The organism is Mucilaginibacter metallidurans (assembly GCF_003286435.2).
Classification (GTDB): Bacteria; Bacteroidota; Bacteroidia; order Sphingobacteriales; family Sphingobacteriaceae; genus Mucilaginibacter; species Mucilaginibacter gossypii.
In genome coordinates this window covers 3,844,299-3,864,709 of record NZ_CP043449.1, presented here as the reverse complement: position 1 = coordinate 3,864,709, position 20,411 = coordinate 3,844,299, and the positions used below count along the sequence as shown (strand labels likewise).

Genomic DNA, 20,411 nt, shown 5'->3' with positions numbered 1-20,411 from the left:
ACTTGGAGCTTAAAGACTAAAACTTATGAACGAGAATGATAAAATAACCCGGCGGCAAGTGGTCGCCGGGTTAGGCGCCACACTGGCCGCGGCCGCAGTATCACCTGCATTCGCTTCCGGCGTACCGACAGCCGCAGATGGGCCGGCTAAGATTAGCGACCCTACTAAAATACACCCGAAACCACCGTTCAAAAGCCAGCCACAACCCTGGCCAGGCCTACAAAGCAAAATGGACCCGGTGCCCGATTGCGGCGAAACCAGTTACAAGGGATCGGGTAGGCTGATGGGGCGCAAAGCGCTCATTACAGGCGGCGACTCAGGCATGGGCCGTGCAGCTGCCATCGCTTACGCCCGTGAAGGCGCGGATGTGGCGATCAATTATTACCCTACGGAAGAAGAGGATGCCAAAGAAGTTATAGCGCTGATAAAAAAGGAAGGGCGAAAAGCCATTGCCATACCCGGCGATCTGCGCAGCGAAGATTTCTGTAAAGCTTTAGTTCAAAAAGCGGTTGACGGTTTAGGTGGGCTGGATATTATAGTTAATAATGCCGGCCGTCAGCAATCTATAAATTCCATTGCCGATGTAACCACGGAAGAATTTGATGCCACAATGAAAACCAATATTTACGCACCTTTCTGGATCATCAAAGCGGCGCTGCCGCATTTACCGGCAGGTTCGGCGATCATCGGAACGACCTCGGAGCAGGCTTACGACCCATCACCGGATCTGTATGCTTATGCGCAAACCAAGGCCGCTACTATGAACTATGTCAAATCGCTGGCTAAGCAATTAGGCCCGAAAGGCATCCGCGTTAACGGCGTGGCGCCCGGCCCTATATGGACGGCATTACAGATAAGCGGTGGCGCCCAACCCGAAAAACAGCAAATGTTTGGCAGTTGGACTATGTTAGGCCGACCAGGGCAGCCCGCCGAGCTTGCTTCTATTTATGTACAATTAGCCGCGGCCGATGCCAGCTTTGCCACTGGGCAAATTTATGGTTCATCGGGTGGGGTGGGAATGCCTTAATACGAGCGTTATGAAAAATATAATTTTAATGATGATATTTTGTCTGGGCGGCCTGGCCGCCAAGGCACAGATTCCGCAGCCCGATCCGGATACAACGGCCAAACATTTCCTGATAGTAGCCAGTATCAAAAACCTGCAGGAAATTAGTGCGGGCCAACAAGCGTTACAAAAAACCAAACACCCTGAAGTTAAGGGCTTTGCGCAAATGATGATCAAAGATCACGGGCAGGCTGAGCAAGCTTTGCTTGCCTTAGCAAAAAGCCGTGGCATCAATCTTCCACCCACAGCTACCGGCGGCATTAAACCCGATCTATTGCTGGCAGGTGCTACAAACTTTGATTCGGCCTATGTTCACGCGATGTCTGCAGGTCATGGTAATACGGTGCAAATGTTTGAAAATTATGCAACCACCGGTAAAGATCCGGCGGTGCGCGCCTGGGCACAGCAAATGCTGCCGACTTTAAAAATGCACCTGGAACATATTAAAACCATTGAAAAACAATTAAAATAACTCAGCATGAGCAAGGGAAGCAAAGTGGAGCGCCATTCCGTATCGGAACAGCCATAAGAACTGAATTACGAAGCTAAAAAAGACCGGTACCAGTTCCGCAAAAGTAGAAGCCGCCAAAAATCCACTTGCTCTAATTAGCATAGCGCAATAGAAAAGAGACTTAACAAATAACAGTAATGAAATGGGCGGACTGAAAAACATCAAAACAGACCTGCTGGAAATTGCTTATTTAGAGGCAGGCAAAGCCGGCGAGCAAGTGGTATTATTACTACATGGCTGGCCGGACGATGCAACAACATGGAATGACATAACCTTAACCGGCTACCGCACTATCGCGCCTTTTTATCGGGGTTTCGGTCAAACGCGTTTTCTTGATGAAAAAACACCCAGGACAGGTAATGCGGCAAGGCTAGCCCTGGATATGATTGCCATGCTGGATGCCCTGGGCATTGAACAGTTTTTAGTTATTGGCCATGACTGGGGTTCTACCGTTGCTGAAACACTAGTGGTAGGCTGGCCGGAACGGGTAAAAAAAATAGCCCAGGTATCTACACCATCACTGTTAGGGGGACTCCAAACACCACCTTTTTCTACAGTGCGCCTATATTGGTACCAGTGGTTCCAGTGTACCGCGCGTGGCGTGGAAGCAGTGAAGAAATATCCGATTGGGTTTGCCCGCATCATGTGGGAGACCTGGTCGCCGGAGGGTTGGTTCAATGAAAGCATTTTTGAGCGGGTGAGCCAAAGTTGGCAGAACCCGGACTTTGCAGATGTGACCCTGCATTCCTATCGTTCCCGCTGGGGTGAGGATGAGCTTGATCCAAGTAGTCAGGAGCTGGAAGAAAAGGTGAAGGCTACCAAAACCCTGTCACTCCCCGCGTTGTATATCCAGGGTGAAGCAGATGGCGTTACGACACTTTCGGCCGGTGAAAAGGTAAAGGAAAAGTTTACCGGGCCATATCAGCGTATCACTTTGCCGGGCGTGGGTCATTTCCCTTCCCGCGAAGCGCCTGAAAAACTCGCGGGAATACTTCTTGAATTTTTAACAAATGACTGAACTGAAAGGATAGATCACAGTTGTATATTGTTATTTTTCATCGCTATTGGCTGATTGTTTTGCTTTGAGTTCACTGCTTAGGCTTTCGTGAAAGGCGTGGATGAACGCGTTTTTAAGAACGTTCACAAAAGTAGCCCAGCCACTTGTTTTAGGGTCTTTGATATTTCCATGAATAGGTATCACCGTGGCAATCTTCTTGGTTTTGGGGTTGGTTACTGCTTTGGCAAATAAACCCACCACCGCTTTTTTGATCACCCTTAACACCCCGCCTTTTTTCTTAATGTCTTTTTCAACATCCAGCACTTTTAGGTTACTGATAAAGGGCTTAACGTACCATTCATCTCGCCGTCTTTCAGGGTAAACTTGCTGAAGATATCGATATTGCCGCGTTCCACGTCAATTTTAGCGTTACCTTCAAAAAAAGCATTCAGGCTTAAAAGGTTAGAGCCTTTTAGAGCCATACCTAAATCCAGGTCGGGAATTTCTTTAAGTACATTTACATCCATATCTGATTTGAGCTGTCCGCCGCCAATTGATGTGCCGGTAAGGGAAACATGTGACGGAAGCGCTTTATTGGTTTTCTGCACGTTAGCCAGGTTAAGCGCCGTAAGCTGCATATCGTCGATATGTAAATTAGTTATAGGCTTTTTACTAAGATCTAAATAGGCAAATTTACCTTTATTCACTTGCAGCCGGTTAATGGTCATCGGCATTAACGCTTTCAAGGCTTTAGTCCAGCTATCTTTAGATGGTTCTTTACTCATACGTTAACATTATTGATGTCGTAGTTGATCTTAAAATTTCCGTCTTTCAAAAATTTGCCGCTTACCGCATCCAGATCTTTTTTTGATAACGTCTTGAAACCGTCAGGCATAAATAAACCGTCAAAAGCGTAAAAGGATGAAATCAATGCGATGTCGGCCTTGTTCAATACTTCTGCATAGCCATGTAACACTTGCTCCGCGGCTAATTTTTCATTTGTTGTGCTCATATCAATTTAAATAAATATTGCTAATTCACTTATTGCTGCAGAAAAGGAACAATAGCAGCCCATACTGCCGGAAAATTTACCTGAAATGCCGGATGCGGGGCATTCGGTATAATAGCCAATTGCACCTTCGGAAACATGTAATATGCTCCAATCACCGTTTTCAATGCTGCATTCTGATCAAGCTCACCGGCCATCAGCAGCACAGGGCAATGTACTTTTCCAAATACTTCTTTACTGATATTGACCGTATTGTAATATTGATTGATCGAAACCAACCACTCCTCAAATTTTTCCGGATGCGGATTTAAGGCCATCTGTTGTTTCCAGTACAAACTATCCAGCCCAAAAGCATCTTTACGTGTAATATTAAATGATCGCGATCCCTTTAACCATTCACCTGCGCCTATGGTAATCAGCTTTTTCACTTTATTGGGATATAGGCCTGCAAGATAATAGCCGGTGTAACCCCCGTCGCTAAATCCTAAAACAATCGCACTGTCTTTTGTTACGGTGTTTAGAATGGCATTCACATCATTGGCCTTCTGCTCATAGGTAGGTGCTGTACTTCCCATTTCTGATTTTCCATGGCCGCGGGTGGAGATAGCGATCACCTGATAGTTTTTAGAAAGACTGTCAATGAATCTTCCCATTTCATAAGTCGAACCAAAAACTCCGCCATGCAAAATAACAAAGGGTTTGCCCTTACCATACACTTCATAATAAATCCGTGCATCTCCGGTGTTCAGATAGTGCCCTGCTTTGGGATTATTGCCATAAGGAATAGCATCAGGCGGTGTCGGAGCAGCCTGCATAAAGCTTCTCAGGTGCTTCAGGTCCTGGGCATCGACGCCCAATGAAAATATCAGTGATAGGACAACCAGCAAAAAGCCTGGTCTTTTATTTATTAACTTCATTTTAATTTGTTGTTTGGGATGCTAATAATTATTTTTCCAGATCAGGATCTACAACCAGGGCGTTAAATTCCGGGCTGATCTTTTTATAAACTGCGGTCGGTTCAACAGTAATATAGAATTCGAAGGTTGGACCAACGATCAGTTCCAGCAAGTGTCCACCGTGACAAATGCCGTCACTGGTAGCAACACTGCCATGTGTATGGGCAAAAGATTTGCCGTTATAAAGTGATATATCGCCTACCAATCCAGTTACTTCGGATGGTTCATTAATATCCGAAAGTTTGAACATTTTGCGATCTTTATCATACCAGCCAAATTTGGCCGAGGTAGCGTCACCGAATGCGGTATAATGGGCGTTTTTCACCTGATATTGCTGCGCAAATTCGGCAATGCCCGATGTTACTTCATCACCCGTTGCCAGCACCAAAAGGTAGGATTTCATTTTCCCGTTTGTACTTAACAGCTTAACCTTCGCACCTGGAGCTCTGCCAAGTTTCGCAGGGTTTGTCAATGACACATATTCCTGCGCACTCGCCGCAATACTTCCACATAAAATAAGTATCAACGCTAAAGCCAGCCTTGTGATTTTTTTTGATCCTATTATAAATTCTAATCCGTTCATCGTCTTTATGTTTTAACGATGCAAAGGTGGGAAGACTATCGGTTTCTGGCCAATAACCTTTGTTAAGAAATAATCTTAAACAAGTTTAAGATTCAGGCCGGGCGCACCATTTTCTTTCGAACCTTGCTCAGGAATTCAGGCGTTATTCCAAGGTAGGTTGCAATATGGACATTAGGTAAGCGGTTTGCCAAATTTGGATAACGGGCCATAAAATTCGTGTACCTGTTCTCCGCAGTTATGCTAATGTTCTGCATGACACGGTTTTGGAGATCAATGTATTTTTTCTCTACAATGATCCGAAAATTGCGGTCGAATTTATGGTAATGCGTATATAAAAAGAGTAAGTCGTCATGTTTGATTTGCAAAATCACCGATGGTTCAAGAGCCTCAATGTATGTGTTACTTGCTGTTTCTGAATAAAAACTGCATAGATCAGTGATCCATTCATTCTCAACCGCAAATTGTAAATTATATTCCTTCCCGGTCTCATCGACCACGTATTGCCTGAAACAACCTGACACCACAAAAGTAAAATATTTAGCTACATCACCTTGCTGTAAGATATAACCGCGCCGTTTAACACTACGTTCGGTAAACCTGACTGCAACCTCTTTGCGTTCCGCAAGATTAAGCGGGAAATATTGTTCAAAGAACTTCAATAATGCGGCAACTGATAAATTTTCAATATCCATAACAGCTATGTTAAGCGTTAAATTAACGTATTGGATTTTAATTTCAAATGATTTTGAGCTTGTTTCTGAAATTCGTCAGGCGTTTGTGCTGTCTGCTTTTTAAAGAAACGGCTGAAATAAGGCCGATCGGAAAACCCGAGTTCAAAGGCAATTTCTTTAATGGTGTGTTCACTGTGTATGATCAGCCGCTTGGATTCCAGGATGATCCTGTCATGAATGATCTGCGTACCGGTTTTTCCAAGTTTGTCTTTCAAAATTTGATTTAGCCGTTTTGAACTTATGTCCAGCTTGCCCGCATAGAAGTCAATATTTCGAACCTGCAGATAGTTCCCTTCCAGCAGCATCAAAAACTCGTAAACCCTTTTCTGGTGAATATCGTGCGTGGTGAACTCCTCCTCTTTAACTTTAATTAGCTTTAACAGAAATACTTTCAGCAACGTCTTTAAGATCATCAGGTCTTCAGATGACTTCTGGTATTCGTTGATCAATAGATTGTAAACACCGCTAAGATCATCTGCCGCAGCCTTATCCAAACGCAGACAGGAAAACTCGCCCTGCACATTAAATATCTTGAAAATATCCAGCAAAAATTCCTTGTCTTCTTCTTCCAGGATCTCTCTTTTAAAGGAGATCAATTCTCCGTTTTTACCGGCTTTATTTAACTGGTGTACGCGGTAGGGCGGGATCAGATAGATCCAGTTCCCTTTAGCCTCGAAATCTGTTTCTTTTAAAGCATGCAGCGGATCTTCATTTTTCAACCATACGATTTCAAAGAAGTCTTTCCTTCCCGGATCATTCAAATAACTGGGCGGGCAGTTATTCAAATTCCTTATGTAGATCATCGCACTTTCCAGCCGATTGTCTTTCGTGTTATTTGTCATTAGGTAAAGGTAGTTACTTCAGCATTAGGCTGGTGGATGATTAGATAATTATGGTGGACTATTCGGAAATGACCGGTTTGTATTATTGTATTTATGACTTTTAGCTGATTTTATTTCCAGATAGTCCACCCAATGGGGCTGTTTGTATAACCGTTTGCACTGATTGAGGCGATACTTTTGCCGGAGAATTAAACGCTTTGAAATGGAATTAACTAATCAATATATACAAGAAACCGCCACTGCCATAAAAGCAAACCTGATTCAGGTATTACAGGAGAACACTGTCTTGGCAGAGAAAATCGACTATAGCAATTTCGGAGAACTGATTAAAAATATATACGAAGCATCTGCTATTTTCCTGATTGCTTCCGGCCGTTCCGGCTTTGCAATGCGTTCAGTAACGATGCGCCTAATGCACCTGGGACTGAAAGTTTTCTTCGTCGGCGAAACGACCACCCCGGCGATTAAATCAGGGGATCTGTTGTGGGCTGCATCAGGATCGGGAACGACCGGCACGATTGTGAAAGCAGCCGAAAAGGCTAAACAGGTTGGTGCACGTGTTATCACAATGACCACTAATGCATCCTCAACACTGGCCGAAATTGCAGATGTACACATTCTGATCCCCGCGGCAGAAAAAGAAGACCACAACGAGGCCAAATCAACGCAATATGCCGGCAGCCTTTTTGAACAGTCAGTCCTTTTAGTTGGCGATGCGGTATTCATGGAGTTATGGAAACTTGACGGATCACCCGCCGAAGAGCTTTGGAAACGTCATGCAAACATCGAGTAATTAAGAATAATCAATTATCATAAATTAATAATAACAAATAATAAAATGGCAAAATTACAAGTAGCAATAGACTTATTGACAACCGACGAAGCATTAGCGCTTGCAGCAAAAGTTGCACCTTATGTAGACATTATTGAGCTGGGTACCCCACTAATCAAGAACATGGGATCAGCTGTTATTACAGCAATGAAAAAAGCGCATCCGGATAAATTGGTTTTCGCTGACCTGAAAACGGCTGATGCCGGTGAATTGGAAGCTGATATCGCGTTTAAAGCAGGTGCAGATCTGGTTACCGTAATGGGCGCAGCAGGTAACGCAACCATCATTGGTGCAGTTAAAGCAGCAAAGGCACATGGCAAAGGTGTGGTAGTAGATACCATTGGTTATCCTGACCGTGTGAAACGTGCACAGGAAGTAATTGAATTAGGTGTTGAGTTTGTGGAACTACACGCCGGATTAGATGAACAATGGACAGCAGGTTATTCTATCCAGGTACTGATCGATGAAGCAGCAAGAGCCGGTGTACCCGTTTCTGTAGCGGGTGGGGTTAACTTGAGCAACATTACCTCTGTGATCAAAGCTGGCGCGCAGATAGCGGTTGCAGGTGCAGCCATTTACGCAGCAAAGGATCCAGCAGCAGCAGCTAAAGCCTTGCGCGAAGCTATAGATGCAGTATAAACATTTTTAGTACAAGACAAATTTAAACGCTTTTCAAACTTTGGAAGGCGTTTTTTATAGACTGCAAACTTTAAACTATTATAGGGCATTTTTTAAACTTGGTTATAAGTTTGGGTGATATGGTTCTGCTTTAGAAAACTTAATTGATGATCAGGGAGATAGAAGTTTTTTACCCAAACGGAGTAAAACTAAAAGTTAATGTCGACCTGCCGCTTTTAGCTCAGTTGATCCGTCTGTATTAAGATGTTCTCACTAGGATCTTCGCATCGTTTTTATCTTTATTCGGGGCATTGTGATATGCGTAAAAGTTTTGATGGGCTGTGCGGATTAGTCAGCTCCGGCCTGCAGCGCAGTCCCACCAGTTGCGAAGTGTTCGTCTTTTTGAACCGCAGTCGTACACACATCAAACTACTACATTGGGAAAGTGGCGGTTTTGTTCTCTATTACAAACGGCTGGAACAGGGCACTTTTCTTAGTCCAAAAGACGGAGGAAATGAAATGTCATGGAGCTATCTGGTACTGATGGTAGAGGGTATTCATGTTGTAAAGAGTATTCAGAAAAAACGTTATTCATTAGTGTAAAAACAGGCTTTTCTCTTGTTAAATCGCTGGTAAATCTGTATTTTTAGCGTATGGAAACGGCACTGGAAAATCTATCGAAAGAGGACCTTTTAAAGGTTATTTCCAGTCGCGATGAAAAAATAGATTCGCTAACTTCTCTGAACAGTTCGCTGGTGCAGGAACGGGATTATTTGAAATCACAGGTCGAAATGTTCAAGCGCATGCAGTTCGGACAGAAACGTGAGCGTTTTGAAGGTGATCCTAACCAAACGCTACTACCCTTTGAAGCCGATGCAATAGCTGTAGCCCAGCAACAGGAATCAATCAAAGAAAAGATTGAATACATACGCAAACGGCCAAACCACCATGGACGTGCAAAACTGCCCGAACATTTACCTGTTGAAGAAATCGAAATACACCCTGAAGGTGACCTTTCAGCTATGGTGTGTATCGGCAAGGAAGTTACCGAAGAATTGGAATGCGAGCCCGCACGATTCTTTATCAAAAGGTACATCCGCTATAAATATGCCGCTAAAAACGGTGAAGGCGTAAAGATCGCCGAGCTTCCAGAGCGAGTAATTGACAAAGGTATTCCCGGAGCTGGTCTGTTAGCTTCCATACTGGTGGATAAGTACGTTGACCACCTTCCCTTATACCGACAAAAACAACGCTTTGCAAGGGAAAATATACAGCTCGCTTCCTTGACCATCGAAGGTTGGACAAAGGAAGCGCTCTTTAAGCTCGAACCGCTTTACCAGCAGCTGGTCTTCGATACGAAATCAAAAGGATATTTACAGGTTGATGAAACACCCATAAAGGTGTTGGACAGCGATAAAAAAGGTGCAGCCCATCAAGGCTATTATTGGGTTTACCATGCCCCATTGGAGGGAACGGTACTTTTTGACTATAGCCCCACTCGTGGCCAGCTTGCGCCATTACCCATCCTTGGAAACTTTAAAGGTTATCTCCAAACCGACGGATATGTTGTATACGAAAAATATGCACGCAGCAAAGATATCACCCATCTGGCCTGTTGGGCACATGCCCGCAGGGAGTTTGAAAAAGCATTGGATAATGATAGATCCAAGGCAGAAAAAGCACTGCTGCTGATTCAAAAACTATATGCTGTAGAAAGAATAGCCAGGGAGGGGCAGCTGGATACTGCGCAGATCAAGGAACTTCGCCTTAAGGAATCTCTTCCTATAATCAATGAAATGGGAAAATGGATATTCCAGGAAATAAAGAGTACGCTGCCAAAGAGCCAGGTCGGCAAGGCCATGGCCTATGCTTATGCCAGATGGGATGCCTTGTCTGCATACCTGTATGACGGCTCGCTACGTATTGACAACAATCCGGTCGAAAATGCAATCAGGCCTATCGCCCTGGGCAGAAAGAATTACCTCTTCGCTGGAAGCCATGAGGCAGCGCAAAGGGCGGCAATGATTTACTCTTTTTGTGCCATATGCAAAAAACACGAAGTAAACACCTTCCAATGGCTCAGATACACCTTGGAAAACATCATGTCCATAAACCACAAAAACATAAAAGAGCTATATCCTCAGAACTTTAAAAATATAAGCCGTTAATCAAATATGTAGTTCGTAGGGCGGATACGGCCGAGCAGGTCCTCCTGGAGAAATCCGCTGAGATGGAGAACATGCTCGATAGCATTACGGATGGCTTTTACGCGCTGAACAAGAACTGGGAAGTGACTTTTATGAATAGAGCCGCCGAACAGGCGCTGTGCTGTACCAGGGAAGAGGTGATGGGCAAGAACCTCTGGGATTTTTTCCCACGGTCCCGGGAAGGGCGCTTTTACCAAGAATACGAGCGAGCCATGAACGAAAGGGTCAGTGTGCATTTTGAAGAATGCTACGCACCGCTGGGCGTCTGGGGCTCCATGAACGTTTACCCGACGAAGGACGGTATCGTTGTCTATTTTGTGGATATCACCGAACAAAAAAAGATACAAGAAAAGATCTATAATGACGGGCAGAATCTCCGGGCGATCATTAACAATACCCGCGACCTGATCTGGTCGGTCGACCGGCAATCCCAGATCATTACCGGTAACCAGGCTTTCTGGGACCGTGTAAAAAAGCTGACCGATAAAAATGAAGATGAAGTCACCAATGCGGATTTTGTAGAGGAAAGGCTGAAGGTTTTTTTTGAAAGTTATGAGCGGGCCTTTACAGACGAGGCCTTCAGCCTCGTCCGAGAGCGGGAGATCGAAGGCAAAAAAGTTTACGAGGAACTTAACTTTAACCCGATCCGTGACCTGCATGATGTGGTAATCGGCGTAAATTGCTTGGTGCGGGATATCACCGAGTCACAGGAGCATTTGCATAAAATTGAGGACCAGAACAAGCGCCTGCGGGAGATCGCCTGGATACAGTCGCACCGCGTCCGCGTTCCAGTGGCAAGTATCCTGGGGCTTGTCCAGCTTTGCGACCTAAATGATTCCCCCAATGCGGAGATCATTTCAAAGCTAAAAATATCGGCAGAACAGCTCGACAAAGTGATCATGGAGATTACCGGATTGACGGATGACCTGATCTGATCAGTTTAGAAATATAGAATAGGTTCGTTCTAATTAGGTATTGCTAGAACGTGGCACTATTTGTGTGGCTTTTATGGTGACGGTAAATTGCCGCCGACCACTTATATTAAAAACAAGTCAAATGGAAAAATTAGCATTACTGGCAAGGCTGGAGGCCAAACCAGGTAAAGAAAAGGAAGTAGCTGAATTCTTGAAAAGCGCGTTGCCTTTGGCCGAAGCTGAACCTGGCACCATTCGCTGGTATGCCCTGCAGATCGGGCCGTCTACCTTCGGTATCTTTGACACTTTCGCCGATGAAGCCGGTCGCGAAGCGCATCTGGGCGGCGCGATCGCCAAAGCGTTGATGGCGCAGGCTCCAGATTTACTTACAGCGACACCAGTCATTGAAAAAGTAGATTTGCTAGCTGTTAAATGAACTTTAAAATAAAAAGTCCTGATCCAGTGTTTCCACTGGATCAGGACTTAAACCTCTTGTAGGTGTTTCGATTTGTTGCGTTGGAAGCGTTAATTCCTAAGCAAAACGTTAAATTCGTTCGGAAAAAAAATGACCGCGATCGATAAATTAGACGATAAGGAACTTTCTTAAAATAGATACAGGATACTAAAAAGATGAGAAAGCCAGCAGAAATCACGTATAGTTAAAACGAGACAACAAATGTCTCAGAAAAGAAGATAACTAACTCGATTTTCTTTTAGCGGTATGTAATTTCCAATAAGTCTTATAGATATATTTATACTATGATATCAGTATTAATTGATGTACTAAATCACAATAAAAAAGATTGTCTCAAAAAATGAAGGTTCTAATTTTGATTATTGCATAGTCTTTCTGATCATAACCCAGAAAAAGAAATGGGACCCGAACTTGTGTTCCTAGTCCCAATTATTGATATTAATGTACTCATTATTTGATTGTTCAGACTTCAGTTATTGGTGTACAACGGATCAACTGAGATAAAAGCAACGGGTCGCCATTAACTTTCAGTTTGACTCCGTTGGGGTAAAATATTTCTATCTCCTTGGTGCCTGAAGACTTCTCTATGGAATAAATCCCCGCGGAATACGCTCGGTATCATTGTTCCGAGAATACCAATAATAAAACTTCGTCTCAATGATACCCTTTTCCAGACAATATTGCTTCTTTGACTTGCCGCTGGATTGCCAATCGTCGATCATCGGTGACATAGCACTGCGCTTTTCTTTCAAATTATTCATACAGGCAAAGCTAAAACCTGAAAATCATCTATTCAGATGTACTTGGTAGGGCGGATACATATCACCGCCGTTCAGCTTCAATATCTTCATCGCCTGCTGCATCTGCCAGTAATCGATACAAGCCTGCCGGAAATCCTCATCCTGTTCACCCGCCTGCGTAAATTCATCCATCCCCGTTTCCGGATTAAATTCCTGCCCGTCCCCTGTAAATCCATTATAGTCCTCGTCAGGAATAAAAGCTTCTTCTTCAGCCAGGAAATTAATTTTACGGAGTAAGGGTGCAGGCAGGTTGCCGCGATAATAGGTATAGAGCACCTGCCGGTAGGCTGTTGACAAGTCGGTATATTCTACCATTTTGGCAAATTTAGAAATACCGTAATCAAATATCTCGTCCAGGTTACCTGGAAGGCCTGAAATAAGGTATAAAGGAAAGGGTATATACTTCGCGTCTTTCGCCATAAACTAACATCAAAAATATGGCGCATACAACAAATGAAAAATTGACCGCCCCAATAGATAAGCTAAAATACTAAATTAAGATGACGGAACTAACAATACCTACAATACTGGATACTCGGGAGAGGAAGCTGTATTTGTCATGAGGTCGATAATATCCATCGTTTTAACGCTTACCGCACAGACCCTTTTTATCAAATCAATTAATTGAGGCTTATAGTCGATAACCCTGTAGTTACTAAACTTTTCTGCTATAGTAGCATCTTTTGACTTGCTTTCTTTATACTGATCTAACAGCCATTCTAACGCACTTCTATTTCCAAGTTTATATTCCCAGGCACTCGTTGGTATACCCGAAATTTGGGTATTCTCGTCAATAATAATTATCCCCTGCTCCTTAATTCCCTTCAGCTTTGGTTTGGGGGATTCCTTGGTGTCAATACTATCCTCCTTCAAATCATAAGGCTCGATCTTTTCAAAATTCAAATGCAGATCAATTAATTGTTTGCCCCATTCCGCCCACTGAAAAAAATCCTCGTAATAAGGCAATCTTGGAAAGTCTCTTTTTAAGTTGAGTGCATATTTTGTCCGGTAGGTTGGATTAAACAATGCAGCGTAGGTATAATTAAAAATATCTTCCTTTTTTATTTTCTTCGTTTTGTACTGTTTTACAAATTGATTTAATGCCCAGTCTGTCACATTTTCCTGTTTATTGCCGGTACTATCGTAAGTAAACAAAGGTAAGCCGGTGGTCTTTTCTAAAAAGTCAAAACTGAAGACGTTATCAGCTATTAGTGTTTGGAATGGTTTTGAATGACTTGATCCCGAAAAAGTAATAAATATGTTCCCGCTTAACAAAAGTTTGGGTAGTAACGAAGGCATTTCAATCAGATCGGGCGAATGATAGAGAAAGCGTTTAATATAAGGCCGGTAATATGCCGTGATAAATTTCGATTCATCTAACTTTAAGGGGAGTTTTTTTTCAAACCTTTGTTTTAGTCCTCTTGTCCATTTAATATCTGGTTCGCTGGTCGGATCTCCCTTTTGAGTCAGTTTATAATTATAACTCCTGATAAAGTATTCCAGCTTGTCCTGTAAACTTGTCTGGTTTATACTATACACCCATTCATCCCTAGCTGTATTTGATCCTATGGTAAATTCTTTGAATATGGCTTTTTTACTTTTACCGGCTTTTACAGCACGATCACAAACGGGGATCAATGTTCCAAAATCATTTTCGGATATATTCACCCAACTGTTATTTTTGTCTGGTTCGATATGAATAAAAGGAATATTCACCAAGGAATTTTCCGTGAACCACTGTAATTTATCTTCCTTACGCCACTCATCCTCCATGCTGGTGTAAAAAATGCTGCATTGGCTTCCTTTAACCCGTTCTGCTTTTTTGACCAGAAACATAACAGCAACGCCTGTTTGGATGCCGAATACATTATGTGTCGTGCCTGCAATTTTGGGATTTGCCCTTACATCGCTTTTTGTATCAATGACATAACAAAAGTCAAATTCTGTTTGGATCACCTTTCTGAAGCCATCAAAAGTCCGGCTGTCAATAAAGCTTCTATTTGTTATAAATGATACAATTCCATTGTCCTGTAACCTATCGAATGCCCACCGGTAAAACCTGGCATACATATCGTAGACTTTAGTTTTTTGTGCTGTGCTATATTTTATAAAGGTTTCTTTTATCCTTTTGTCAATTTCGGGATACTCACGGTTTTTGTTGTTCTCATTTTCATTAAGCTGGTTAGCATTATAAGGAGGGTTGCCAATGATCACGGAAATCTTCCGGCTATTTTGCTTGATAATCCGCAGGCTATTTTCTTCAGACAGGGGAGCAAAGAGGCTGGTCTGTTTACCTGTAAAATTAAATCCCAAATTATCAAGTGTATCTACAAAACAAAGTTTATTGAATTCCTCATATTTACCCATTTTTTGGGTGTAAGTAAATTCAATATTCAAATTGCTGATATAATAAGGTAGGATAGCAACCTCATTAGCGTGGAGTTCATGTTTGTATTTATGTTCCAGCTTATCTTTTTTGATATAGTCGATGATGTCGCAAATAAATGTACCTGTTCCGGTTGCCGGATCTAATATTTCAACATTTCTATCCTCAAGGAATTTATTGAAATGTTTGTGAAGTAAAAAATCAGTGCTTGTGATCATAAAGTGGACGATCTCATTAGGCGTATAAACTACACCTAAACGGTCGGCAGCCTTGGGGTTATAACTTTTGTAAAAAGTCTCATAGATGACTTTTAGAAATTTCTGTTTTTCATGATGATCAGCTATTCCGGCAGCGGCAGCGTTAATTGCCTGGTAATAATGCTGAATCCCTGATAATGCCGCTTTACGAATGCTGCCAGTGAAAAAGGTATGGATCACTTTCTCTAGTTCCCGCGCGATATTATTTTCGCGGTGAAATTGGTTTTCGTCAAAAATGGTGTTGAACACATCTTCCGTCAGGATATGCTGAATGATCATTTCCCGGATGTCGTCTTCAGTGACATTGGGATTAATGCTATCGTGGCATAGCTTCAGGAATTTCCTGCTTAGCTTTTTATATTCTTTATTTTCCTTTTCCGCTTTTTCAATGATCTTTCTTAAAGCAGAAGTTACATTTGGAATATCCTGTTTAAATAATTCAATGGCCTGACGGAAATGCCTCACTTCCGGGCGCTCAAAGCTAATAAACGTGGTGATTAGTTGGTGGAGTGCGTCTCCGTCCTTCATGGATACCCTTAATAACTCACTGCCATTTTGGAACAATACCGCTGTTTGACTATCTTCAAAAATGATATTTTCCCGAGGATAGCCTTTGTCAAATTTTTTCCTAATTTCCTCATCTATATTATCGATTTCATCCTTACTTTCCCAATACCCCCAATCTTGTCTTAATATATCCTTCAGTGTGCCATCAGGTGTGACTTTTTTATTGCTGTTGTTCGCCTTTATGGTTACCTCGGGTACCAAAATTAGATTTTTGGCCTTTGCGTATTCATTTAATAAACTATGAAAAGCATTTCTTATCGCAGTTTCTTTTTTGGTGCCACCATAATGGATAATATTTTCGACTTCTTTTTGGTATTGATGGATGGAGAATAGGCTCATTAGAGTGAATTATGGTATCAACTTTAAAACTAATAAATAAAGCGCTTCATCCAACAATATTTAATTACTGCCTATTAAACTATTAATCCGATATTGTGAATTAAAAACCCATCGTTATGGAAAATGAAGCTATAGACAACGTGGAAGAAGGCGACATCGTTGACTTTATATCACCCGTTAATAAAGTTACCTCCCCTGTTAAAGCAGTTAATAAAGAAAATAGACAGGTACTCATTAATTTTTTTGAAGACCCGGAACTGGTTATTGACAGGGTAAATAAATGGGTAAGCTTTGACTTGTTAAAAATCACTAAAAAAAAAGCAAATTAAACGATTTTTAATGCGTCTGTCCTCTCAAAAGAGAGTAAGCTGTACTAAACCAAACAGAAGCTTTTCAATGTCGCGCAACGTAGCCAAGATGACTGGTTGTTTGTCGTTGGTAGTATCAGTGCTGCCGATCTTTTTGGTCATCATGGTTTTTAGTTCATTTAGCGCAAAGCTCAAAGCATCCTGGCGGCTTTTGAATTGTTTGCCGTAAACAGATAGTCCGTAACAACCACCGGCAACACCGTAGCTATAATTCATGCCATAAGTCCAAACGTGGTTTTCACCTCTGCCGAGATAGATCAGGCTGTGATTGCCGTAGCGGCTGGTATCGCCAAATGTCAATTCTTCCCTGTCTAAAAATACAGGCCTGGTGAACCATCCGTATTTGTCAAAACTGATTTCGGTAAATCCAAATTCTAACCCTTTGCGATGGGCATGTACATTCATCGTTATTGTTCGAAATGAATCACCAAAACTGCGAAACCAGTCGAGTTGAATTTGATCCTTTGCTTCAATAGCAGCGATCATTTCTTGAAAGATACCCTTTTCATAAGCCATGAAGTGGTTGTCCTTCATGTAGGTTGTGATTTGTTTTTTTGATTGAAGATTTAATACCAGGCTTTCCATAACATTACATTTTAGTTTTTTAATGCAAGGGTTTTAAAAGCTGGGTGTGCTGTTGTCAAGGGCCCTTTAGATTTGCTTTGTGATTATTATTGAAAGTATCTTGCTGACAAAGAATAGGGTGAACCAAGTCAAGGCCCAGGCTAAAGACCTATGGCCCGTATTAGTCCCTGTTTCGAGTCACAAGTCGATGTCAATGACAAGTTAGAATTTTAGACACCAGGTCTTATAAAGGTTTTAGTCTGAGTACATCACATTAATTTATTTAGTATGAAATACAAAGTATTTATCGGCATCGATGTATCAAAGCTTACTATTGATGTCCACCTGCACGGAATCGGTGCCTCCAAAACATTCAGTAACGAGGAAAAAGGATTTGCTTTATTTTTAAGTTGGGTAAAAAAGCATAGTAAACAATCGGAACCGGCGGAGATGATCATATGCTTCGAGCATACCGGTATGTATTCAATTAAACTTGCCACTTATCTAAATGATATTGGAATCCCATTCGCCATGCTTCCTGCGCTTCAGATTAAACAATCTATAGGGATCAGAAGAGGAAAGAATGACCAGATCGATGCACAAAGAATCGCTGAATATGCTTGGCTACACCGCGAAACCATTCAGGCAACTCTATTACCAGCTAAAAGTATTCTCAAACTTCAGTCGCTGCTTACATTACGAAATCGCTTGGTATGTGATCGTGGAGGGTATGAAGCCACATGGAAAGAACAGAAAAAGGCATTGGAAGGAAAAGAGCACAAGGGGATATTTCAAGTTTATAAAAGCCTGATAATGAACCTAACGGTTCAAGTTAAAAAGATTGAAGAACAAATAAAGGCGGTTATAGAAAGTGATGAAGCAGTTAAATTAAACTATCAATTACTGACCAGTATTAAGTGTGTAGGACCTGTACTGGCCGCAAATATGATTGCTTATACGCACAACTTTACCCGTTTTGCTACCTGGCGAAAGTTCGCCTGCTATGTGGGAACTGCTCCTTTTGAACACCAATCTGGCACGAGTATAAAAGGAAGAACACGAGTCAGTAGTTTATCCAACAAGCAACTAAAAAAATTAATCCACATGGTGGCTATATGTGCTTGCGCATATAATCCAGAGATGAAAAGCTATTATAAAAGAAGAGTGAGCGAGGGGAAAAATAAGATGAGTACACTAAATGTTATACGCAACAAGATCATTTCCAGAATGTTTGCTGTTGTCAATCGCGGCTCGGGCTATGTAGATCTGATGAAATATGCAGCTTAGGGCTTATCATCTTAACTCTTAAACAACTCCCCTTATTTTGGACGGGTTCTGTCAAGGGCAGCGAAGGGCGGGCTTGTGCGGCTGCGCTGTTTATGTACCCTTGACGGGTTCCGGCCAAAATGAGAATTTTGTTGTCGAGTTAAGATGAAGAAATATTATTTGGAAAAGTCTTAGAATACCGGCCGGTGCGGGGTTCATAGACCCTTGACGGCGGCGCAGCGGGCTTTACCTTTGCGGTTAAAAAAGTGAAATGGTTTGGCAAGCCGTTTTTATCGTGTAAAAAAGCAACCGGTAAATATGGACAGGTCGTGCCGCATTAGCGATGGCAACGGCATCCTTTTTCAGGAAAAAAAGATATAGAGGACAGCGCGGGCCGAAGGCAATGCCCAGGTTATAAAAAGCTCTTTTTATTGCCTAATTTTAGCATTCCTAAAATCCCGTTCCTTATGACGCTTGCCCAATTAGCTGCCAGTTTGAACAATAAAGCCAGGAATAGTGGCTTTGCTATAGCCGACCTCCCTGGGCTTCGCAAGCAATACTTACATAAAAAACAATTGCCCGGCGACCTGTTTACCAAGGCCACTATTTTTGATGGCGCAGATAAATACTTCTTTCACTTTGGCGGCAGGGATGAAATGCAGTTTAATGTAGGTGAAGAATGGATCGGGACCAAACGGGTGACCCGTTACGGCCTTTGTTTTTCCCTGGAACCCAGCCGCAGTCTGACCAATCCTGTTCATGACCTCAAAGCCTTTAAGCAGCGGTTCAACCAATGTCTAATGGTTCACCCGGCCTGGTTCAAAAATTTCCGGCATTGGTATTTTCACCAGGGCAAGCGTTCGGCAAACCAGGCAGCAACCCAGCTCAATGACCAATGGTTTCAATACGGTAATTTTATTTGCCTTGGCGGGATCATCCAGAAAGCCTATTCCAGCCTGAACGATGCCGATCTGCAAACCATCCTTGCAGCCTTTGACCGGCTCCTGCCCATTTACGAGTACGTGGTACTTCAAAAGAAACCGGCAGCGACGACGCGGATATTTACCCGGCTGACCTCGAATGAAAACCATTGGGAGCTGCCCAGCGCGCACCGCTGGAGAAAGGCTAACCAGGGCAAGAGAAATATACCTTTTGAAAATCAGTATGGCTTCGGTCACGAGGAATGGCTGTTAAATCCGCGATATCGTATTGGCGGCTATCAATATGGTTATATCCGGGCATTCAGCATGCCAAAGCCGGAACCGATGCTTTTGCGGAGGTACACTTTTACACCGTAAAAAAAGAAAAAACGGCGAATTTGGTTTACTATGTCGGAAAAATTCGGAACGTCGAAGTTATCAAACATGACCAGACTGCACAGGATATTATTCAACCTGTCATCGGGCGTTATCAGGCAGATATGTTTAATGAGATTGTGCGAATCAATGCCGACCGTAAGGGTATGGATGATCACCCTTTTGTCGCTGTGGCCCGTTTCGAACTAGCTGATCTGGACTTTTTGGATGAGCCGGTCTTACAACCGGATTTTGACCTGGAAAAGTTTAAACGCTTTCAGCCTTATGAATTTGAAGGCGATATCGAAACTGTTTTTCAAAATGAGCCGGAAGATGACGAGACTGTGTTTGTTGCAGGCAAAGCCAGCCAGACGGCTGTATACAATAAAACGACCAGCGACGCGTCGGTCACAATAGAAAAGCTGCATATCGAAATTGTCGAAGCGCTGGAACAATACCTGCTCCCAAAATATAGTGTTGCTAAAGCCAACTTGAGCATAGACCGTATGCGGTTCCGGGGCAATCCTGCCGATGTGGTCACCGAACACTCGAATCAGGCCATTACGATCTATGAAGTGAAAACATCCGCTTCCGGCAGACGCAATATCCGTGATGCGATTGCGCAGTTATTGGATTATGCCGCTCATTCCGGCAAGATTAAGGTGCGCAAATTAATCATTGTTTCGCCTGCTTCACTCACGACAGATGAACTGGCATTTCTGAAACATTTACAGGATAGACTAACTTACAAAGTGGAATATTTATGCTATGATAAAGAACAGGAGATTAAATTTCACAAGCAAGGATAGCCACCGGATTATGCGTAAA

Annotated in this window: 24 protein-coding genes; 13 read left to right on the top strand and 11 right to left on the bottom strand. The window is 42.7% G+C overall.

Translation table 11 applies throughout. The features are described from left to right. The first annotated feature begins 25 nt into the window (after nucleotides 1-25). The 3 genes from DIU38_RS16685 to DIU38_RS16675 all read left to right on the top strand — a co-directional run bounded on the left by DIU38_RS16685 (nucleotide 26) and on the right by DIU38_RS16675 (nucleotide 2,595). Nucleotides 26-1,027 (top strand): SDR family oxidoreductase, encoded by a 1,002-nt coding sequence (locus DIU38_RS16685; RefSeq protein WP_112653279.1) that lies wholly within the window; start codon nucleotides 26-28, stop codon nucleotides 1,025-1,027. Nucleotides 1,028-1,037: 10 nt separating this feature from the next. Further along, on the top strand, nucleotides 1,038-1,538 hold the full coding sequence (locus DIU38_RS16680) for a DUF4142 domain-containing protein (protein WP_167516208.1): 501 nt from the start codon (nucleotides 1,038-1,040) through the stop codon (nucleotides 1,536-1,538). Between the two features lie 181 nt (nucleotides 1,539-1,719). Then, nucleotides 1,720-2,595 (top strand): alpha/beta fold hydrolase, encoded by an 876-nt coding sequence (locus DIU38_RS16675; protein ID WP_208057790.1) that lies wholly within the window; start codon nucleotides 1,720-1,722, stop codon nucleotides 2,593-2,595. Between the two features lie 30 nt (nucleotides 2,596-2,625). On the opposite strand, the gene DIU38_RS16670 is transcribed toward DIU38_RS16675, so the two are convergent. The 7 genes from DIU38_RS16670 to DIU38_RS16640 all read right to left on the bottom strand — a co-directional run bounded on the left by DIU38_RS16670 (nucleotide 2,626) and on the right by DIU38_RS16640 (nucleotide 6,695). After that, nucleotides 2,626-2,898 (bottom strand): hypothetical protein, encoded by a 273-nt coding sequence (locus DIU38_RS16670; protein ID WP_112653281.1) that lies wholly within the window; start codon nucleotides 2,896-2,898, stop codon nucleotides 2,626-2,628. 2 nt (nucleotides 2,899-2,900) lie between these two features. After that, a complete protein-coding gene (locus DIU38_RS16665) occupies nucleotides 2,901-3,359 on the bottom strand; it encodes a DUF748 domain-containing protein (RefSeq protein WP_112653282.1) in 459 nt (152 codons plus the stop codon). Further along, nucleotides 3,356-3,586: a hypothetical protein gene (locus tag DIU38_RS16660; RefSeq protein WP_112653283.1), complete on the bottom strand. Its 231-nt coding sequence runs from the start codon at nucleotides 3,584-3,586 to the stop codon at nucleotides 3,356-3,358. The genes DIU38_RS16665 and DIU38_RS16660 overlap by 4 nt, the downstream gene beginning before the upstream one ends. Before the next feature lie 29 nt (nucleotides 3,587-3,615). After that, nucleotides 3,616-4,500: an alpha/beta fold hydrolase gene (locus DIU38_RS16655; protein WP_112653284.1), complete on the bottom strand. Its 885-nt coding sequence runs from the start codon at nucleotides 4,498-4,500 to the stop codon at nucleotides 3,616-3,618. 28 nt (nucleotides 4,501-4,528) lie between these two features. After that, complete coding sequence (locus DIU38_RS16650) at nucleotides 4,529-4,942, bottom strand: PPC domain-containing DNA-binding protein (protein ID WP_167516207.1); 414 nt, start codon at nucleotides 4,940-4,942, stop codon at nucleotides 4,529-4,531. A 272-nt stretch (nucleotides 4,943-5,214) separates the two neighbouring features. Continuing rightward, the gene (locus DIU38_RS16645) at nucleotides 5,215-5,814 is read right to left on the bottom strand and encodes a Crp/Fnr family transcriptional regulator (RefSeq protein WP_112653286.1); all 600 of its coding nucleotides are present in this window, start codon (nucleotides 5,812-5,814) and stop codon (nucleotides 5,215-5,217) included. Nucleotides 5,815-5,831: 17 nt separating this feature from the next. Further along, nucleotides 5,832-6,695 (bottom strand): AraC family transcriptional regulator, encoded by an 864-nt coding sequence (locus DIU38_RS16640; RefSeq protein WP_112653287.1) that lies wholly within the window; start codon nucleotides 6,693-6,695, stop codon nucleotides 5,832-5,834. A 202-nt stretch (nucleotides 6,696-6,897) separates the two neighbouring features. Between DIU38_RS16640 and hxlB the strand changes: the two genes are divergently transcribed. The 6 genes from hxlB (at nucleotide 6,898) to DIU38_RS16605 (ending at nucleotide 11,702) form a co-directional block, all read left to right on the top strand. Beyond that, complete coding sequence (gene hxlB, locus DIU38_RS16635) at nucleotides 6,898-7,488, top strand: 6-phospho-3-hexuloisomerase (RefSeq protein WP_112653288.1); 591 nt, start codon at nucleotides 6,898-6,900, stop codon at nucleotides 7,486-7,488. A gap of 45 nt (nucleotides 7,489-7,533) precedes the next feature. Next, the gene (gene hxlA / locus DIU38_RS16630) at nucleotides 7,534-8,166 is read left to right on the top strand and encodes a 3-hexulose-6-phosphate synthase (RefSeq protein ID WP_112653289.1); all 633 of its coding nucleotides are present in this window, start codon (nucleotides 7,534-7,536) and stop codon (nucleotides 8,164-8,166) included. 297 nt (nucleotides 8,167-8,463) lie between these two features. After that, nucleotides 8,464-8,748 carry an IS66 family insertion sequence element accessory protein TnpB gene (gene tnpB, locus DIU38_RS16620; protein ID WP_167516206.1) on the top strand — a complete coding sequence of 95 codons (285 nt, stop codon included), beginning with the start codon at nucleotides 8,464-8,466 and terminating at the stop codon, nucleotides 8,746-8,748. A 50-nt stretch (nucleotides 8,749-8,798) separates the two neighbouring features. Continuing rightward, the gene (gene tnpC / locus DIU38_RS16615) at nucleotides 8,799-10,313 is read left to right on the top strand and encodes an IS66 family transposase (protein ID WP_149354115.1); all 1,515 of its coding nucleotides are present in this window, start codon (nucleotides 8,799-8,801) and stop codon (nucleotides 10,311-10,313) included. Between the two features lie 62 nt (nucleotides 10,314-10,375). After that, a complete protein-coding gene (locus DIU38_RS16610) occupies nucleotides 10,376-11,287 on the top strand; it encodes a PAS domain-containing protein (RefSeq protein ID WP_112658295.1) in 912 nt (303 codons plus the stop codon). Nucleotides 11,288-11,408: 121 nt separating this feature from the next. Next, on the top strand, nucleotides 11,409-11,702 hold the full coding sequence (locus tag DIU38_RS16605; protein ID WP_112658293.1) for a putative quinol monooxygenase: 294 nt from the start codon (nucleotides 11,409-11,411) through the stop codon (nucleotides 11,700-11,702). A gap of 623 nt (nucleotides 11,703-12,325) precedes the next feature. Here DIU38_RS16605 and tnpA read toward each other — a convergent pair. The 3 genes from tnpA to DIU38_RS16590 form a co-directional block, all read right to left on the bottom strand. Further along, nucleotides 12,326-12,463: an IS66 family insertion sequence element accessory protein TnpA gene (gene tnpA, locus DIU38_RS34900; RefSeq protein ID WP_407716483.1), complete on the bottom strand. Its 138-nt coding sequence runs from the start codon at nucleotides 12,461-12,463 to the stop codon at nucleotides 12,326-12,328. 63 nt (nucleotides 12,464-12,526) lie between these two features. Next, nucleotides 12,527-12,961, bottom strand: a complete 435-nt coding sequence (locus DIU38_RS16595; protein ID WP_112658291.1) for a hypothetical protein — start codon at nucleotides 12,959-12,961, stop codon at nucleotides 12,527-12,529. A 99-nt stretch (nucleotides 12,962-13,060) separates the two neighbouring features. Further along, a complete protein-coding gene (locus DIU38_RS16590; protein ID WP_112658289.1) occupies nucleotides 13,061-16,090 on the bottom strand; it encodes a type ISP restriction/modification enzyme in 3,030 nt (1,009 codons plus the stop codon). 116 nt (nucleotides 16,091-16,206) lie between these two features. Here DIU38_RS16590 and DIU38_RS16585 point away from each other — a divergent pair, with 116 nt between their 5' ends. Beyond that, nucleotides 16,207-16,419 carry a hypothetical protein gene (locus tag DIU38_RS16585; protein ID WP_112658287.1) on the top strand — a complete coding sequence of 71 codons (213 nt, stop codon included), beginning with the start codon at nucleotides 16,207-16,209 and terminating at the stop codon, nucleotides 16,417-16,419. A gap of 24 nt (nucleotides 16,420-16,443) precedes the next feature. Here DIU38_RS16585 and DIU38_RS16580 read toward each other — a convergent pair whose 3' ends face one another. Further along, a complete protein-coding gene (locus tag DIU38_RS16580; RefSeq protein WP_112658285.1) occupies nucleotides 16,444-17,043 on the bottom strand; it encodes a hypothetical protein in 600 nt (199 codons plus the stop codon). A 267-nt stretch (nucleotides 17,044-17,310) separates the two neighbouring features. On the opposite strand from DIU38_RS16580, the gene DIU38_RS16575 reads away from it, so the two are divergent. From DIU38_RS16575 to DIU38_RS16565, 3 genes are all read left to right on the top strand, one after another. Then, entirely contained in the window at nucleotides 17,311-18,309 is a 999-nt protein-coding gene (locus DIU38_RS16575) for a transposase (RefSeq protein WP_112657431.1), read from the top strand. A 446-nt stretch (nucleotides 18,310-18,755) separates the two neighbouring features. Continuing rightward, nucleotides 18,756-19,586 carry a hypothetical protein gene (locus DIU38_RS16570; protein ID WP_149354114.1) on the top strand — a complete coding sequence of 277 codons (831 nt, stop codon included), beginning with the start codon at nucleotides 18,756-18,758 and terminating at the stop codon, nucleotides 19,584-19,586. Then, on the top strand, nucleotides 19,472-20,392 hold the full coding sequence (locus tag DIU38_RS16565; protein ID WP_167516205.1) for a hypothetical protein: 921 nt from the start codon (nucleotides 19,472-19,474) through the stop codon (nucleotides 20,390-20,392). Before DIU38_RS16570 ends, DIU38_RS16565 begins: the two co-directional genes overlap by 115 nt. The last annotated feature ends 19 nt before the right edge of the window (nucleotides 20,393-20,411 follow it).

Bases quoted from the DNA above. Each gene is read 5' to 3' on its own strand.
- hxlA (WP_112653289.1), top strand. From the start codon at position 7,534: ATGGCAAAATTACAAGTAGCAATAGACTTATTGACAACCGACGAAGCA.
- DIU38_RS16590 (WP_112658289.1), bottom strand. From the start codon at position 16,090: ATGAGCCTATTCTCCATCCATCAATACCAAAAAGAAGTCGAAAATATT.
- DIU38_RS16685 (WP_112653279.1), top strand. From the start codon at position 26: ATGAACGAGAATGATAAAATAACCCGGCGGCAAGTGGTCGCCGGGTTA.
- hxlB (WP_112653288.1), top strand. From the start codon at position 6,898: ATGGAATTAACTAATCAATATATACAAGAAACCGCCACTGCCATAAAA.
- DIU38_RS16650 (WP_167516207.1), bottom strand. From the start codon at position 4,942: ATGAAATCCTACCTTTTGGTGCTGGCAACGGGTGATGAAGTAACATCG.
- DIU38_RS16580 (WP_112658285.1), bottom strand. From the start codon at position 17,043: ATGGAAAGCCTGGTATTAAATCTTCAATCAAAAAAACAAATCACAACC.
- DIU38_RS16645 (WP_112653286.1), bottom strand. From the start codon at position 5,814: ATGGATATTGAAAATTTATCAGTTGCCGCATTATTGAAGTTCTTTGAA.
- tnpC (WP_149354115.1), top strand. From the start codon at position 8,799: ATGGAAACGGCACTGGAAAATCTATCGAAAGAGGACCTTTTAAAGGTT.
- DIU38_RS16680 (WP_167516208.1), top strand. From the start codon at position 1,038: ATGAAAAATATAATTTTAATGATGATATTTTGTCTGGGCGGCCTGGCC.
- DIU38_RS16660 (WP_112653283.1), bottom strand. From the start codon at position 3,586: ATGAGCACAACAAATGAAAAATTAGCCGCGGAGCAAGTGTTACATGGC.
- tnpA (WP_407716483.1), bottom strand. From the start codon at position 12,463: ATGATCGACGATTGGCAATCCAGCGGCAAGTCAAAGAAGCAATATTGT.
- DIU38_RS16565 (WP_167516205.1), top strand. From the start codon at position 19,472: ATGGCTGTTAAATCCGCGATATCGTATTGGCGGCTATCAATATGGTTA.
- DIU38_RS16605 (WP_112658293.1), top strand. From the start codon at position 11,409: ATGGAAAAATTAGCATTACTGGCAAGGCTGGAGGCCAAACCAGGTAAA.
- tnpB (WP_167516206.1), top strand. From the start codon at position 8,464: ATGCGTAAAAGTTTTGATGGGCTGTGCGGATTAGTCAGCTCCGGCCTG.
- DIU38_RS16575 (WP_112657431.1), top strand. From the start codon at position 17,311: ATGAAATACAAAGTATTTATCGGCATCGATGTATCAAAGCTTACTATT.
- DIU38_RS16585 (WP_112658287.1), top strand. From the start codon at position 16,207: ATGGAAAATGAAGCTATAGACAACGTGGAAGAAGGCGACATCGTTGAC.
- DIU38_RS16595 (WP_112658291.1), bottom strand. From the start codon at position 12,961: ATGGCGAAAGACGCGAAGTATATACCCTTTCCTTTATACCTTATTTCA.
- DIU38_RS16655 (WP_112653284.1), bottom strand. From the start codon at position 4,500: ATGAAGTTAATAAATAAAAGACCAGGCTTTTTGCTGGTTGTCCTATCA.
- DIU38_RS16570 (WP_149354114.1), top strand. From the start codon at position 18,756: ATGACGCTTGCCCAATTAGCTGCCAGTTTGAACAATAAAGCCAGGAAT.
- DIU38_RS16640 (WP_112653287.1), bottom strand. From the start codon at position 6,695: ATGACAAATAACACGAAAGACAATCGGCTGGAAAGTGCGATGATCTAC.
- DIU38_RS16675 (WP_208057790.1), top strand. From the start codon at position 1,720: ATGGGCGGACTGAAAAACATCAAAACAGACCTGCTGGAAATTGCTTAT.
- DIU38_RS16665 (WP_112653282.1), bottom strand. From the start codon at position 3,359: ATGAGTAAAGAACCATCTAAAGATAGCTGGACTAAAGCCTTGAAAGCG.
- DIU38_RS16610 (WP_112658295.1), top strand. From the start codon at position 10,376: ATGGAGAACATGCTCGATAGCATTACGGATGGCTTTTACGCGCTGAAC.